This window comes from Lacrimispora sinapis (assembly GCF_043633585.1).
Classification (GTDB): domain Bacteria; phylum Bacillota; class Clostridia; order Lachnospirales; family Lachnospiraceae; genus Lacrimispora; species Lacrimispora sinapis.
This window is the reverse complement of sequence record NZ_CP141832.1, coordinates 1,859,677-1,875,646: the sequence shown is the minus strand read 5'-3', so window position 1 is coordinate 1,875,646 and position 15,970 is coordinate 1,859,677. Positions and strand designations below refer to the sequence as shown.

The 15,970-nt window shown below is 43.1% G+C and carries 16 protein-coding genes; 1 reads left to right on the top strand and 15 read right to left on the bottom strand.

Features of this window, described 5'->3' with window-relative positions:
- Position 1: 1 nt before the first annotated feature.
- Genes VIG27_RS08660 through VIG27_RS08645 form a run of 4 tightly spaced genes read right to left on the bottom strand, consistent with a single transcriptional unit; the run spans position 2 to position 4,335 of the window.
- Positions 2-1,405, bottom strand: a complete 1,404-nt coding sequence (locus VIG27_RS08660) for an ABC transporter substrate-binding protein (protein ID WP_394527344.1) — start codon at positions 1,403-1,405, stop codon at positions 2-4.
- 43 nt (positions 1,406-1,448) lie between these two features.
- Positions 1,449-2,357, bottom strand: a complete 909-nt coding sequence (locus tag VIG27_RS08655) for a carbohydrate ABC transporter permease (RefSeq protein ID WP_394527341.1) — start codon at positions 2,355-2,357, stop codon at positions 1,449-1,451.
- Positions 2,357-3,223, bottom strand: coding sequence for a carbohydrate ABC transporter permease (locus VIG27_RS08650; protein ID WP_394527338.1), 867 nt, complete (start codon positions 3,221-3,223; stop codon positions 2,357-2,359). The genes VIG27_RS08655 and VIG27_RS08650 overlap by 1 nt, the downstream gene beginning before the upstream one ends.
- Positions 3,224-3,234: 11 nt before the next feature.
- Positions 3,235-4,335 (bottom strand): ABC transporter ATP-binding protein, encoded by a 1,101-nt coding sequence (locus VIG27_RS08645; protein ID WP_394527335.1) that lies wholly within the window; start codon positions 4,333-4,335, stop codon positions 3,235-3,237.
- Positions 4,336-4,764: 429 nt separating this feature from the next.
- Between VIG27_RS08645 and glmS the strand changes: the two genes are divergently transcribed.
- On the top strand, positions 4,765-6,582 hold the full coding sequence (gene glmS, locus VIG27_RS08640) for a glutamine--fructose-6-phosphate transaminase (isomerizing) (protein ID WP_394527333.1): 1,818 nt from the start codon (positions 4,765-4,767) through the stop codon (positions 6,580-6,582).
- 140 nt (positions 6,583-6,722) lie between these two features.
- On the opposite strand, the gene VIG27_RS08635 is transcribed toward glmS, so the two are convergent.
- The 11 genes from VIG27_RS08635 to VIG27_RS08585 all read right to left on the bottom strand — a co-directional run bounded on the left by VIG27_RS08635 (position 6,723) and on the right by VIG27_RS08585 (position 15,969).
- Positions 6,723-7,370: an AAA family ATPase gene (locus VIG27_RS08635; RefSeq protein WP_394527331.1), complete on the bottom strand. Its 648-nt coding sequence runs from the start codon at positions 7,368-7,370 to the stop codon at positions 6,723-6,725.
- 92 nt (positions 7,371-7,462) lie between these two features.
- The gene (locus VIG27_RS08630) at positions 7,463-8,377 is read right to left on the bottom strand and encodes an RluA family pseudouridine synthase (RefSeq protein ID WP_394527328.1); all 915 of its coding nucleotides are present in this window, start codon (positions 8,375-8,377) and stop codon (positions 7,463-7,465) included.
- Positions 8,374-8,892 (bottom strand): signal peptidase II, encoded by a 519-nt coding sequence (gene lspA / locus VIG27_RS08625; RefSeq protein ID WP_394527326.1) that lies wholly within the window; start codon positions 8,890-8,892, stop codon positions 8,374-8,376. The genes VIG27_RS08630 and lspA overlap by 4 nt, the downstream gene beginning before the upstream one ends.
- A 10-nt stretch (positions 8,893-8,902) precedes the next feature.
- The gene (gene aroB, locus VIG27_RS08620) at positions 8,903-9,991 is read right to left on the bottom strand and encodes a 3-dehydroquinate synthase (protein WP_394527324.1); all 1,089 of its coding nucleotides are present in this window, start codon (positions 9,989-9,991) and stop codon (positions 8,903-8,905) included.
- Between the two features lie 173 nt (positions 9,992-10,164).
- Positions 10,165-10,686, bottom strand: coding sequence for a cell division protein SepF (locus VIG27_RS08615; protein ID WP_394527322.1), 522 nt, complete (start codon positions 10,684-10,686; stop codon positions 10,165-10,167).
- On the bottom strand, positions 10,683-11,387 hold the full coding sequence (locus VIG27_RS08610) for a YggS family pyridoxal phosphate-dependent enzyme (RefSeq protein ID WP_394527320.1): 705 nt from the start codon (positions 11,385-11,387) through the stop codon (positions 10,683-10,685). Before VIG27_RS08610 ends, VIG27_RS08615 begins: the two co-directional genes overlap by 4 nt.
- 12 nt (positions 11,388-11,399) lie before the next feature.
- Positions 11,400-12,839 (bottom strand): HlyD family efflux transporter periplasmic adaptor subunit, encoded by a 1,440-nt coding sequence (locus tag VIG27_RS08605; RefSeq protein ID WP_394527318.1) that lies wholly within the window; start codon positions 12,837-12,839, stop codon positions 11,400-11,402.
- A 101-nt stretch (positions 12,840-12,940) separates the two neighbouring features.
- On the bottom strand, positions 12,941-13,360 hold the full coding sequence (locus VIG27_RS08600; protein ID WP_394527316.1) for a twitching motility protein PilT: 420 nt from the start codon (positions 13,358-13,360) through the stop codon (positions 12,941-12,943).
- Positions 13,361-13,449: 89 nt separating this feature from the next.
- Positions 13,450-14,418, bottom strand: coding sequence for a D-alanyl-D-alanine carboxypeptidase family protein (locus VIG27_RS08595; RefSeq protein ID WP_394527313.1), 969 nt, complete (start codon positions 14,416-14,418; stop codon positions 13,450-13,452).
- Between the two features lie 14 nt (positions 14,419-14,432).
- The gene (gene mgsA, locus VIG27_RS08590; RefSeq protein ID WP_394527311.1) at positions 14,433-14,828 is read right to left on the bottom strand and encodes a methylglyoxal synthase; all 396 of its coding nucleotides are present in this window, start codon (positions 14,826-14,828) and stop codon (positions 14,433-14,435) included.
- A gap of 16 nt (positions 14,829-14,844) precedes the next feature.
- Positions 14,845-15,969: an FtsW/RodA/SpoVE family cell cycle protein gene (locus VIG27_RS08585; protein ID WP_394527308.1), complete on the bottom strand. Its 1,125-nt coding sequence runs from the start codon at positions 15,967-15,969 to the stop codon at positions 14,845-14,847.
- Between the last annotated feature and the right edge of the window lies 1 nt (position 15,970).

Sequence of the window (15,970 nt, the reverse complement as noted above, 5' to 3'; positions counted from 1 at the left end):
CTTAATTGTTTAACAGGTTGTAATCTTTTATGGATTTGTTAATGCTTTCCGCCATTTTTGAAACAGCGTCTTCCGGTGTGCCGTTATTGTTGATCATATTTTCGATTTCTGTTTCCACGATCTGTCTTGCCTCCGGGAATACACTTAAAAGTGCACCGGCCGACTGGGGAGTGGAATCATGAAGCTGATCAATGGCAGTCTGGAACTGAGGATATTTTGCAATGTTATCTTTAAAAACAGGTTCGTCATGAGCGGCTACCGTAACAGGGAAATAACCGGTCTGGGAATTCCAGTATGCCTGGCTTTCCGGTGAAACCAGGAATTTTACAAATTCCCAGACAGCCTGCTGTTTTGCCGGGTCTTCGTTATTTAATGCCCATAAAGAACCGCCGCCAATGGAAACGCCGCCTTTGTCATTTTCGCTTACCTTAGGAAAATATGCAGTTCCCACTTCAAATTTTCCATTTACATCATTTAAAATCTGTTTTAAGGATGCAGTAGAGCCCAGCGTCATAGCAGACTTGCCGGCGCTGAAGTCTGCAAGACCTGCATCACCGCCTCTTCCTACATTGGGAGCATAACCTTTATCTGATAATTCCTTCCAAGCCGTCAGAGTTTTTACTCCTGCGCCATTTTTGTCAAAGTCCACGGCGGTTGCTGCTGCTTCTCTTCCATTGCCGTTGTCTGCATAATTGGCTTGCTGCTTGCAGGTAAACTGTTCAAAGAACCAACCGTAGATCCCAAGAGAAATGACTTCTCCTGCTCCGCCTTTGGTTGTTAAATCATCTCCAATTTTTGCAATGCCCGGAAGACTGTCAGGAATCTCTGTAATTCCTGCCTTCTCAAACATATCTTTGTTATAATAAAGAATGGGGGTGGATGAATTAAAAGGCATGGAATAAAGTTTGTTATCTACGGTATAGTAAGCGGCAATGTTTGGTTCTACCTGAGTCAAATCCCATTGATCCTTATCAATTAAATCCTGCATTGGGATCACCCAGCCGGAATCAATCATAAAGCGTGTCCCAATGTCATAAATCTGCACCAGGTCAGCACCCATGCTTCCGATCTGAGCACTTTTAAGCTTATTGATGGCATCGTCATAGCTTCCCTGATACTGGGCCTCTACTTGAATGCCGGACGTATTTTCTTTGTTGAATTTATCCACAAGTGTATTAATGGCCTCTCCGTTTACACCTCCCATGGAATGCCAAAAGGTTATGGTAGTTCCTTCCAGGCTTTTGGCAGTCTCCGCTTGGGTATTCTCAGCTTCTGCGGTCTTAGCCGTTGTTGCAGCTGCTTCGCCGGAACCAGAATCGTTCGTTCCTGTTTTGCTTGCACATCCGGACAGCAAGCCTGCTGCCATCATGACAGCCATGCTTAAGGCAAGTGCTCTCTTTCTCATTTTCTTTCCTCCAAATTTTAATGGTTTTATATAATGAACCAGGTCAGCCTTTAACAGCCCCTGAGAACATTCCCCGTATCAGCTGCCGCTGTCCTGCAATGAACACAGAAATTGACGGTACAATGATCATGACGACTCCTGCAACCATCATTGAGATTGATTGTGAATCCACGCTGTCTAACATTCCGATTCCGATCTGAACCGTTCTCATCCGGTCTGAACCGGTAACTAACAAAGGCCACATATACATGTTCCAGGCATTGATAAAGGTATAGACAGCCATGGCCCCGATGGCGGATTTTGTAAGTGGCAGCAAGATGCTGTAAATAAATCTTAAGTTGGAACAACCATCTATTTTGGCAGATTCATATAATGAAATAGGAAAGGATTTATAAAACTGCCGGAAAAGGAAGATTCCCATGGCTGAGGTTAAGTAAGGAATAATTAACACCTGATAACTGTCAAGCCACTTAAACCCGCTTACGGTCAAGTAATTTGAAATAATAGTCGCTTCTCCTGGAATCATCATGGTCGCCATCACTACCATAAAAAGCAGATTTTTTCCCTTGAAGTCCAGAAATGAAAAGGAAAATGCTGCAAGGGAACAGGATATCATCTGACCAAAGGTAATACATCCTGCAACCAAAAATGAGTTAAGAATAAAACGGCTCAAAGGTATTTTAACCATGGCTTGACGGAAATTCTCAAGGGTGGGACTTGAAGGGATCAGGTTCATGCTGGTTGTAAACAGTTCGCTGGAAGGCATGAAGGCAATGCTGACTGCATACAAAAGAGGAAGCAGTATAAAAACAGACATGGCCAGATTTGCCATAACAAGGGCCAGTTTCCCTGCTCTTCTGCGTAAAACCGCTTTCTGGACGGCCGTCTGTTTAAACTTTTCAAGCTCATCCTGATTCATATCCTTGGTGGCATTTGTAAGTACAGATTCCATCAGTAGTTTACCCCCTTCTTTTCTATACGAAACATACACAACGTAAGAATCATTATGATGATAAACAGGATGACCGACTGAGCGGCGGCACTTCCGAACCGGTAATTAAAAAAGGCATCCCGGTATATGGAATATACGATCAAATTGGTGGATTCTCCCGGCCCTCCCTGAGTCAGAACTTTTACCTGTCCAAAGGATTGGAAGGCCTGGATGATGTTGACGACCAGAGTGTAAAACATAATGGGACTTAACCCTGGAAGTGTCAGGTGAAAAAATTTCTGAAAGGAATTTGCGCCATCCACAGAAGCCCTTTCATAAATGGTCTCATCAATGTTGCTGAGTCCTGCACTGAAATAAAGAAAATTAATACCGCTGTTCAGCCATGCCGTTAAAAGAGCTACACAGACCAGTGCATACCTGGGATCACTGATCCAGTTAATATTGAGTCCCAGGACCTTATTGACGATTCCGATGGAAGGATGAAGCATGATTTTAAATATCATGGCTGCCGAGCTGGAGGCAATGGCCATCGGAAGCGCATAAGCCGTACTGAATATCCGGATACCCGGAAATGTTTTGTTGCAGAGAACCGCTCCCAGCAATCCTAACATCATACTTACGGATACCACAATCATCACAAAAACGGCAGTCACAAACAAACTGTTGAAAAAGGACGAGGATTTTAAAAGCTCTGCGTAGTTGCCAAGCCCTACAAAAAGCTTGGCCTGTCCCATTTTATTGGTTTTATAAAGGCTTAAGATAATCGTTTTAAAAAAAGGATAAAACAAGAATAAGGCAAACACCGTCAATGCCGGAACAAGATAGGCATAAGGCCCTGCTTTCTTCCAAATGGCTTTTAATTTCATAAGAAAACTCCTTAGATATATAATATATTCCGATCCGTATCCATATCAAACAATTTGATCCGATCCATATCCACGGATACCGGAAGGCTTTCCCCGGCTTCCGTTTTAATGCCCGGCATTAATCTGGCACACACTTCTGCTCTTCCGATCAGGCCATGAAGAAGGATCTCAGATCCCAGTACTTCTTTAATATCCACCTGTAAAATGAGTGTCTGCTCTTTTTTTCCAGCCTCGTGGAAATCCTCCGGCCTGATTCCAAGGCATACCCGTTTTCCTAAATATCCGCCCTCCAATAGCTTGCTGGCACAGATATGGTTCACAAACAGTCTTTGATTGTTAAATTCCAGACAAATCCGTTCTTCTTTCCGTTCCACCCATACCGGTATGAAATTCATAGAAGGAGAACCGATAAAACCAGCCACAAACTTATTGACCGGATTCTGGTAAATATCGGCCGGAGATGCTGCCTGCTGGATCTCCCCCTGGTTCATAACAACGATCCTGGTGCCAAGAGTCATGGCTTCTACCTGATCGTGTGTCACGTAGATGATGGTCGCTCCCAGTTCCTTATGCAGCTTTGAAAGTTCCACCCTCATCTGTGTCCTAAGCTTGGCATCCAGATTCGATAAAGGCTCATCCATCAGATAGGCTTTCGGCTGACGGACGATTACGCTTCCAATGGCAACCCTCTGCTTCTGCCCCCCGGACAATGCGTAGGGTTTCCGGTCCAATAAGTGGCTGATATGAAGGATTTCCGCCGCTTCTCTTACTCTTCGGTCAATTTCTTCTCTGGGTACTTTATGTACTTTCAATCCAAAGGCCATATTCTGGTAAACCGTAAAATGAGGATACAGCGCATAAGACTGGAATACCATGGATAAGTCTCTGCTCTGAGGGCTGGTCATATTCATGAGACACCCGTCAATCCACAGTTCTCCGGAAGATATCTCCTCCAACCCTGCGATCATACGCAGCGTGGTGGATTTTCCGCATCCGGAGGGGCCCACCAGGATAAGAAACTCCCGGTCTTTGATTTCAAGGTTAAAATCCTTTACGGCATTTTGTCCGTTCTTATAGGTTTTGCAAACATTTACCAAAGACAAACCTGACATGTTTTTTCATTCCTTTCCGCGCATCTTAAATCCATTGTATTGGAAGGATGTAAAATGAAAAAGAACCTTTGCGTAAAAAGGATGTAAATCCTGGTATTGACTCACAAACCAACAAAGGCTATAATAAACTGTATTTATGAAGGAGGCATAAATTATTAATAGCAAAGCTAAGCGCCATGCACCTGACGGTACGAACGTGAACGTTTTTTAAAACGGTATCAAAGGTTAACGAGGTGAAAGGTGATCGAATATTCGGCGGATGCCTTTCCATGCCCTCCGGGCGTGTATCCAACGTGAAATATGCGGGTAACTGCAAAACAAACATGCTGGAACCGGAGAAAGCTGTCTTTTATGACAAAGCAGACAGCTTGTTTTTGTTTGTCGTTTTTCATTCAGTTTTATAAGAAAATTAAAAGGAGATCGTAAATTATGTGTGGAATTATTGGATATACCGGACCTTTGGACTCAAAAAAAATATTGCTTGAGGGACTCTCTCAGTTGGAATACCGCGGCTATGACAGTGCGGGAATCGCTCTTTGTATGGAGAACTCTCATATCCGTATGATCCGGCATACCGGAAAGGTATCGAATTTAAAAGAAGGCTGCAAAGATGTGAAGGAAGTATCCCATTGCGGACTTGGACATACCAGATGGGCCACTCACGGAGGGGTCACCATGGAAAATACCCATCCACATCAGGCCGGTAGGGTTATTTTAGTTCATAATGGTATCATAGAAAATTATCACCAGCTTACTACCGATTTTCAATTGGAAGGAAAGCTTCGTTCTGAAACAGACAGTGAAGTAGCTGCCTGGGTGCTGGATTCCATCTATCAGGGAAATCCGGTGGAAGCCATTGCAAAGCTGGTGGGTTATTTAAAAGGCTCCTATAGCTTCTGTATGATGTTTGAAGATCATCCGGGGGAAGTCTATGCCATCCGCAATGTAAGCCCTCTGGTGGCCGCTTATACCCCTTCAGGATCATTCCTGGCATCTGACCTGACTGCTCTTATTCCTTATACCAGACAGTATTTTGTCGTTCCTGAGGATCATATTGTAAAGCTGACCTCTTACCAGGTGCAACTATTTGACTTAAAACTTCAGGAGCAGCTTCCGGAACTTTTAGAAGTCAACTGGAATATGGAATCAGCTATGAAAAACGGATTTCCTCATTTCATGCTCAAAGAAATCCATGAACAGCCCGAAGCGCTGAAGAATACCATTCTTCCCCGTCTGGTCAAGGGGCTTCCTGATTTCACCGATGATCAGATCCCTGACTGCGTATTAAAACAGTGTAATCAGATCCATATCGTGGCATGCGGAACCGCCATGCATGCAGGAATGGCGGCAAGGGCACTTATGGAACCTCTGTTAAGAATCCCGGTAACAGTATCCATCGCCTCTGAATTCCGCTATGAGGAACCTCTGGTTGATGATAAAACATTGGTGATTATCATTTCCCAGTCCGGTGAGACCATTGATACTCTCGCCGCCATGCGTCTGGCAAAAAACTATGGTGCTGCTACATTATCCGTAGTGAACGTAAAAGGTTCTACCATCGCAAGAGAAAGCGACTACGTTCTCTATACCCATGCCGGCCCCGAAATCGCAGTAGCCAGTACAAAAGCTTATTCCGTACAGCTGGCTGCCCTCTATATGATTTGCTGCCGTATGGCCTATGTACGTGACTGCTACACCAAAGAAGAAGCCGAAGACTTTATGAAAAAGCTTTTAGATGCCATTCCTGCCATGGAGGCCATGATAGAAAAGAAGGAATTGGTCAAAGACCTGGTATCTCACCTGATCCAAAAGCCGGATGCTTTCTTCATCGGCCGGGGCCTTGATTATGCATTCTCCCTGGAGGGTGCCCTGAAATTAAAGGAAATCTCCTATATCCATGCAGAAGCCTACGCTGCCGGAGAATTAAAACACGGAACCATTGCGCTTATAGCCGATCAGGTTCCGGTCATTGCCATCGCCACACAGGAAAAAGTATTTTTGAAGACCATATCCAACATCAGGGAAGTAAAAGCGCGTGGTGCCTTTGTTATTCTGCTGACAAAAGAGAATGCCAAGGTGGAACACGGGGTTGCTGATATCCAGATCAATATTCCGGACATCGGGGACCGTTTTACCGTTTTCCCCATTGCAGTAATTCTTCAGCTCATCGCTTACTATGCCTCTGTTGGTAAGAACCTTGACGTGGACCAGCCACGAAACCTGGCGAAATCCGTAACCGTGGAGTAATTTGCTTGATAAAGTTTAGCCAAATATAATAAGAACCAACAAAACGGACATTTTCAGTGGATGCTGGAAATGTCCGTTTTGGTATCTTTTTTATTCTGGTAATATCCATTTGAAAAGGAAACAGCTCTGCTGAATTATAATCATTCCTGATTTTTTCCCTTTATATACGCTGTTTTCGCATGAACAAAATCCAGTATGATTTTAACAGCCCCTTCCACGCCTACAGCACTGCGGTTGATGCATAGATCATAATTTTTTGCATCGCCCCATTTTTTTTCGGTATAGTACTTATAATAGCTGGAGCGCTTTTTGTCTGTCCTGACCATGAGATCCTTTGCTTTTCCATCATCGATATGGTGCAGCTCTTTTAATGTTTCTATTCTGTCATCGTCATCAGCAGTGATAAATACAGAAATATGATTTTCATATTCAGACAAGGCATAATCGGCACATCTCCCTATAATTACGCAGGATTCTTCTTCCGCCAGCTGTTTGATCGTTTCAAACTGACTAAAAAACAACTTATGGTCCATGGGCACATCCATATAACCGGAGTTCGTAAAACTCAGCGAACGGGGATCCATTACCAAAGAATATAGTAAACTGTTGGTAGGTTTCTCATCATAAGACTGAAATACCTCTTCACTAAAACCGCTGTTTTTCGCCGCAAGAGAGAGCAGCTCTTTATCATAGCACTTGATCCCTAATTCTTCCGCCAATTTTTGACCAATGGCCTTGCCATCACTTCCGCATTGTCTTCCAATTGTAATGACCGGATGTTTCCTCATATGAATCACTCCTTCCAGTTCTCTCATAATATCATTATATATGAAACTAACTGAAAAATCTATAAATACAAAAAAACCACTTAGACAATCATCTAAGTGGTCCTCAGTTTTCTTAACAAATCTTCAAAATACTCCGGCAGCGGAGCGGTAAATTCCATGTATTTTCCACTTCTGGGGTGAATGATTCCCAATACTCCCGCATGTAAGGTTTGTCCCCTTAACCGGAACGGAGACTTTGTCGGTCCATAAACAGAATCCCCTAACAGAGGATGACCAATGCTTGCCATGTGTACGCGGATCTGATGAGTTCGCCCTGTCTCAAGCTGGCATTCCACAAAGGTAAACTGGTGAAACCGCTCCAGTACCCGGTAATGAGTGACGGCATCTCTTCCGTTTTTTTCATTGACACTCATCTTTTTACGGTCCACGGGATGACGGCCGATGGGAGCGTTTATCGTTCCTTCCTCTTCTTTTAGATTCCCATGAACGATGGCATAATATTTTCTTGTAATAGAATGTTCCTTCAGCTGCTTTGCAATGGAATTATGAGCCATGTCATTTTTGCATACAATAAGAACTCCCGTAGTATCCATATCAATCCGGTGAACGATTCCAGGACGCATAACCCCATTGATGCCGGATAAATCATCACGGCAATGAGCCATTAAGCCGTTGACCAGGGTTCCGCTGTAATGGCCTGCGGCGGGATGGACCACCATTCCTTTTGGTTTATTGATCAGTATAATATCCTTGTCCTCATAAATAATATCAAGATCCATCTCTTCTGCCACGATTTCCGGTTCTATGGCTTCCGGAACGGACAATTCGATCTGGTCTCCGGAGCTGACTTTATAATTGCTTTTAACCGATTTCTGATTGACCAGTACGGACTCTTCTTTTAGCAATTTTTGTAAATAGGAGCGGGAAATGTCCCTGCATTTTTCAGATAAATACCGGTCAATGCGGATTCCTGCTTCCTCCCCTGTTACGGTGAACTCCTGTTTCAATTGCCTGCCCCTTTCTTGCCTATGGACAGACAGGATAAGTCTTCTTCCTTATAATAAAAAAAGAACAGCACCATAAAAAAGAACATGGAAATGGTAACGTAACAATCCGCCACATTAAAGATCGGAAAATCAATCAGTTTAAAGTACAGAAAGTCCACAACATATCCTCTTGCAAAACGGTCGATCATATTTCCAACGGCACCTGCAGACAAAAACATGGCGATCAGATGAAGAGGAATATATTTTTTCGTCGCCGGCATACGGATAATTGCAAAGATGGCGGCTGAAAGTACAACAACTGCTACCAGCAGGAAAAACAATTTTTTCCCCTGAAGCATTCCAAACGCTGCTCCCCGGTTTTCAGAATATAAAAGCTCAAATACTCCATTCCAAATGTTGTAGGCACTTTGATCCATAAGATGCTTTACTGCCAGGAATTTGGTCCATTGGTCCAGACCAATTGCCGCAAAAAATCCAATGATTAGTCCCAAAATTAGTTTTGTCTTCTGATTCATGAAAATCTCCTTATTCTAAAATCGGCAAAAGCCCTTGTGACATCTCCGCCTCAGTGACAGTTTTATCCACATATGCTTTTCCGATCTTTTCTAACAGGATAAACCGGATGGTTCCGGAATCCATCTTTTTATCATTTTTGGTGAGAGCAACGATTTCATCGGCGGATAGGCCGGTGACAGTAAGAGGCATGGAAAACTGCTTCATAACCTCACAAAGCCTTGGAAGCTCATACGCTTCTATCAGCCCCCGTTTTATGGATATGGCCATCGCTGAAATACAGCCAAGCCCTACACAATGGCCATGCAGCAGCTTGAAATCGGAAAGTTTTTCAATGGCATGTCCAAGCGTATGGCCCAAATTTAAAAGTGCTCTGTCCCCCTGCTCCGTAGGGTCCTTTTCCACAATTTCCCGCTTGATCTGGTTGCTGACACGTACCATCTCCTCAAGAGCGGCAAGCTCTCTTTTCTGAATAGCAGGAGCATGCTTCATGAGCCATTTATAATAGGCCGCATCCCGAATCAGACCATGCTTTATGACCTCCCCCATTCCGGAAGAAAACTGTTCATCTGAAAGAGTTTTTAATGCAGAAATATTGGTATACACAAGCTTTGGCATATGGAAAGCGCCCACCATATTTTTATAAGCATCAAAATCCACTCCGGTCTTACCTCCAATGCTGGAATCCACCTGGGACAGCAGCGTGGTAGGCACCTGAACAAAGGAAATGCCCCTTAAATAGGTAGCGGCGGCAAATCCGCAGAGATCACCGACTACACCTCCGCCTAAGGCCAGCAGATAATCATGGCGGTCAAACTTTTTTAGGATCAAGGTTTCATATAAGCTGCGGACCGTATCCAGATTCTTGCTTTCTTCTCCTGCAGGAAAAATGAAATGAGCCGTTTCCCTGGAACAGGAGGCTGCAATGCCTTCCACTTCCTCCAAATATAGAGGTGCAACATTAGAGTCTGTAACAATGCAGATCCTGCGCTCCTTTAAGTTTAATTGCTTCAGCTCCTGTCTAAGTCCTTCAAATGTCATTTCCATGACAATATCATACAAAAAGGCTCCGTCCAAGTGTACCGGAATTCTATTTCCCATGACCTCATTCCTCCAATGTATATTTTCTCTCCCTCTATTACGGAAGAAAGCAAACAATTTTCCTCTCCACTTTTGCTCTGCAGCCTGGCAGCGCGGATAACAAGTGTGTAAAACGGAAAATTGTCTGCTTGTACCATTTCATCAAATTCGTTATTTCTTTCTCGAAAAACTTGTTAAAGACGAAGATTCATACCGCCCATATCCAAGCTTCCGCTATTTAATAAGTCCTGAAAATCACCAGACAGCTCAACGGATTCGGGAGTTGCAATGAATATGTAGTTTGATATCTTCTGCAAATTGCCATTCATGGAATATGTGGCACCAGAAGTGAAATCAATGATTCTTTGGGCAACTTCCGTATGAATTCCTTCCATGTTAAGGACGACCGCCTTTCCTGAAAGCATATGATCACAGATTTCCTTCGCATCTTCAATGGAGGTTGGTTTCACCATCGACACTTCCATTGTCCGGGACTGCTTCATCGGCACTACCTTGGGAGAACGTGACAGGAAGCGAGGCTTCTGCTCATATTCCTCTTCTTCATCGTAGTAATCAGCCTCTGCCTTCTTTGAAAAGAGTGTTTTCTTTGCAGGTTTTTCTTTTTCATCCTCGTAATCTTCGTCTAAGTAGTAATCATCGTCATCATCTGTATCATTTAAGCGCATGCTATCCATCAGTTTGCCTAAAATGCTCATACTTCATTCTCTCCAATCTTATATCTTGTACCAAAAATTCCGGTACCAACTCTAACAAGAGTAGCGCCTTCTTCTATTGCAACTTCATAGTCTCCGGTCATACCCATTGAGAGCATATTCATATTAACATTATCAATGTTTTTGCTTTGCATGTCAACATAAAATTGTCTTAATTTTTTAAAAACGAAGCGATTTTCCTCAGAATTTTCTACAAAAGGTGCAATAGTCATAAGACCTTTTATCCTTACGTGGGGAAACAAGGCGATTTTACGAATGGCACATTCTGTATCGTCCAAACGAAAACCAAATTTGCTTTCTTCTTCTGCTACATTCACTTCCAAAAGAATGTCAACCGTCAGCGCTTTTTTGGCTGCTTCTTCTTCAATCTGCTCTGCCAAACGCAGGGAATCCACGCTGTGGATGAGCACCGCTTTATCAATCACCTGCTTTACCTTATTACGCTGAAGATGACCAATCATATGCCACCTTATATCTTTTGAAAGTTCTTCGTATTTTTCGCAAAGCTCCTGCACTTTATTTTCCCCGAAATCCCGGATTCCTGCAGAATATGCTTCTTCTATCATGGAAGCTGGTTTGGTTTTGCTGACGGCTACCAAGGTTACTTCTCCAGGATCTCTTCCAGCCCTTTTGCAGGCAGACAAAATCCTCTGGTTTACTTCTTCAAGATTTTCCAGAACCAAAATAATCACCTCTTATTGATAAATTAATTCCCCTTCATTGACAGTCTCTGCATTGAGAACGATATGGTCATACACTGCCAGTCCGTAGGTCATATTCTTTTTGATTGTATAATACTCATCATTGGATGCCAAAATTTCAATCTGTTTGAATACTGCATATCCTTTATTGATGTTATATACTCCCTGTAAGGAAGCAGTTGGGCCTAATTGATATCGGTCCGTGGAATTGGGTTTGACGATATAATCCCCTGCTTGAAACCCGCCTTTTCCTCCGGTTTCAATATAATAGTTATTTCCTTCGGAATAATATATTTCTGTAGGTACAAAAACAACGGAAGTCCCGGAATCAGAATAGACCTCTTTATTAAAGCCTGTTTCCGTACTGTCTCCCCCTTGTGTCAGGTAATCGACCGGAACCAGATAAAAATCTTTTTTTGTTACAGAAGTTACCGGAATTTTAAGGCCATCTACCCGGTCCGATGTGATTTCAAAATCCACATAACGTTCAGAAGCAAATTGGACCATATATTTGTCAAAATCCAATTTTCCATACGTCTTTCCATCTTTCCCTGTAAACACAGAAAAGTTTCCCGATGCCTTTAGATTCTGCCCGGCAAATTGTACCGTCAGGCTTGTCTTGTCCCCATATACCTTTGCATCCTCTTCCGTCAAAGGAAAAACGACCGACCACAAATCAGAAGTAATGAGTTTATACACCGGCGCTCCCTTTTCGATCAGACTTCCGGATTTGGTTATGGATTTTGTATACTTACTGCGGTCAAAAACGTCAGCAGAAATGGAGGCTGGGTCCAGAGTTTCATAAGAATCCACACCATAGGATACGATCCCCGCCTGGTCGGATTTTATCTGCTGGAAATTAAGACCTGCCTTCTCCATCTTGTCTCCAAGGTTATCAAGAGCATTAAAATTCATGTATTCCATAACTTCCGCATCTAACGATAATTTGGTATCATAGACAGAACGGAACTGGTCGCTGTTGTATGCCAGACTGAATCCGGTCAGCTGCTTTTTCAGTTCTGAAAGATTTTCCTGTTTTAGAGTCACCTTCTCCTGGGAATTCTCCGCAAGAAAAGAGGCAATACTTCCGGTTTCATCAATGGAATATACCCGGGTCCCATTGGAAGCCCGTTTGCCTTCCCTGACGTAGTAATTCACGTATCCGGAACGGTCTGTATTCTTTACCACTTCCTGCCGAAGGATAATGCCTGTGTGATTTTTATTATTAACGATACTTCCTTCCTGTACTTCGTAAAACTGTATTTTATCTCTTCTGAAGTACGCGGTTACACTGAACACCATATAAACAAAAATCAGCGCAAAAATGATCATGCCAACATTGATATTCAGAGGCCGTCGGTAACGGATGATTTTTTTGCTTTTTTTGGGGTGAACCGCTTTTTTTTGCGGCCGCTGTGCCTTATGTCTTGCCAACCTGACGCCTCCCTTCCCTTTACACATTATAAAAGGAAATTCATAAAAATTCAAGAAAAATAAAGGGGACCGACATGCAGCCCCCAGTTTAATATCTATGATTATAATGAAACAATCACATCGGCCTTGGCATTCTCTGGCAGATGATCTACATCCAACGAAATGCTGAGAACGAAAGTTACGTGATACTTTTCACCGATTTTTTCCAAAGTTGCAATGGTCTCAGATATGTCCTCCCCTTCCAGAGAGGCCAGTTTTAAAAAACTGTCAAAAAACATCATTTCCAAATCATGATCTTGAGATATAATACCGCAGATAAAACCTATCAAACCTTCGCTTGACGTTATGGGGTATTCATTCACATTAATGAGGCGGATTTTGTTGCTTAATTCATACATGTGCTTCGAACTTTTATCCAAGTATACGATGGAGCCGTTTGAGTCTTTTACAGCGAAATTCGCTCTGTCTAACAGATGCTTTGTCTTTCCCTTACCCTTTTTTCCCGCTATTATCTGAACCATAGCAATCTCCTCCTTGCGTTATATAATTTGTATAAAAAGTCTATTCGGATTAATGTAATTATAGTACAAATCCATAATAAAGGCAATGATTATTCTACAATTTTACTCAATATATTTGTCATGTTATCGTAAAGGCCAACGTGGTTGGGTGCTTTTAAGACTACAGTAATATATTCACGCTTAGAGGAATCAGAACTTCCCATAATCAGACAGCTTCCCGCCGCCTGAGTGGTGCCGGTCTTTCCGCCAAGAGCTGTAAGGCCTTCTGGCATCTTCCGTTCACCCGTTAGATACCAGTTCGTATCTTTCCAGGTCACGCTTATCGGTTTTCCTGCTTCATTGTGGTAGGTCGTGCTGTATTTTTCTGTACCGACGATTTTACGAAATTCAGGATATTTCATCGCTTCGTTAAAAATCAAATACAGATCATAAGCTGTGGTATAGTGATTTTCATTGTTCAGTCCATGAGGATTCATGAAATGGGTACCAGTGGCTCCGATTCTTAAAGCCTCATCATTCATCATCCTGGCAAAGGGTTCCACTCCCCCGGCAATATGAACTGCGATTGCTGCTCCCGCATCATTTCCGGAAGGAAGCATCAGTCCATATAAAAGCTGCTCCAGGGTCAGTTTGTCCCCTGGCTTAATTCCGCACAGGCTGGCTCCGGATTCCGTAATGACGGCATCTTTGGTAACGGTGATCTCATCGGATAAATTGCCGTATTTCAATGCAACAAGTGCTGTCATGGTTTTGGTAATGCTTGCGGGATAGAGACGTTCAAATGGATTCTTCGCAAAAAGCACCGTCTTATCCGTAAGATCAAAAACAGCAGCCGCTTCAGCAGTCACTTTATCATCTTGACCTGGAGTATCCTCGGTAACAATACACAGATCCTGTGCAAAAGTTGCTGATTTATCTGCTGTACTGCCAGCTGCATACAAAGCGGATCTTTCAGAAAATACATAAGGATTTTCAAGCTTACTCAGACCGGAACAGCCTGATAACAGTGCAGCGGTCAAAAATAAGCCGCAGGATGTTACAAAAGCTTTTTTCTTCACAGACGATTCCCCCGCTATTTATACATCTCACGCCATTCCAGATCGCCCCGCTCCAGAGATTTAATTAAAAGCTCTGCAGTAGCCAGATTGGTAGCCAGAGGAATGTTATGCATATCGCAGGTCGTCATAATATTTACAATATCCGGTTCATGAGACTTCTGAGTGAGGGGATCTCTTAAAAAAACCACCAGATCAATCTCATTATGTTCAATCTGGGACCCTAACTGCTGTTCTCCTCCCAAATGTCCGGCCAGATATTTATGAACATTTAAATTTGTAACCTCTTCAATCAAACGTCCGGTGGTACCGGTCGCGTATAACATGTGTTTGCTTAAAATGCCACGGTAGGCAATGCAGAAATTCTGCATAAGTTTTTTCTTTGAATTATGTGCAACTAATCCTATATTCATAACGATATACCTCCTTTTAATTACCGATTTTGCGTTGCAATCCAACATTCAGCACCAGTCCCATGCCCATAAATATACTGATAAGAGAACTGACTCCCGAGCTGATAAACGGGAGTGGAAGGCCTGTATTTGGGAAAATCTGTGTAGCCACAGCAATATTGGCAAACGCCTGGAAACCAATTAGAGCAGCCATGCCGGTACAAATCAGTTTGCCTGACATATCCCTGGCGCGGGAGGCCATATAGAGGCATTCAAAAACAACGAGACCAATAAGAAGAATGACGATAACGCTGCCTCGAAACCCCATTTCTTCGCCGATAATGGCGAATATGAAGTCGGTTTCCCCGGCTGATAAGAAGTTCCCATCTTTGACTGATGCGATGGTCGTATTAAAAAGTCCCTTCCCCTGAAGCTGGCCGGAACTGATTGCCATAATTGAATTTTTTTGCTGGTACAGATTCTCTGCATATTGCTCCGCATGAGGATAGATCCATGCAAGGATACGCCGTGCCTGATAGTCATGAATAAAAGGAATTAGTCCTTTTGTCAGCAGGAAAATAAAAAGTGCACCTGCCGGTACTGCCACCGCAAGTACGCCGCCGATCCAGCGGTAACTGATTCCTGCGGAATATACCATACAAAGGATGATGATGGTGGTCACCAGGCTGGTGGACAGGTTTGGTTCTGCAAAAATAAGGCCGATAGGAATGGCGGCTAGTCCGGCAGCCATTCCTATCATGACCGGCATATTCATCTTCTCCTGGTACTTATTCCAGTACCAGGAGAAGAATATGATAAGCCCGATTTTCACAAATTCAGAGGGCTGGATTCGTCCAATGCCAGGCAGATTGATCCACCTTGTGGCTCCTCCTGCCGTATGTCCCATAACAAGAACTGCACCTAATAAAACAATACAGCCTGCATAAACCAAAACATACAGCTTTGTGATATTATGATAATCAATGATGGAAATTCCAATTGCCAAAGCAAATCCCACCACTACACCGATAATCTGTTTTGTAACGGTAGAGGAATCCTGGTTGGAGGCACTGGCTACTACCAGGATTCCAATCACAGACAACGACAGCATGTACAAAATCAAACGGTAATTGTAATGTCTAAAATTAATTTCTGAAAACATA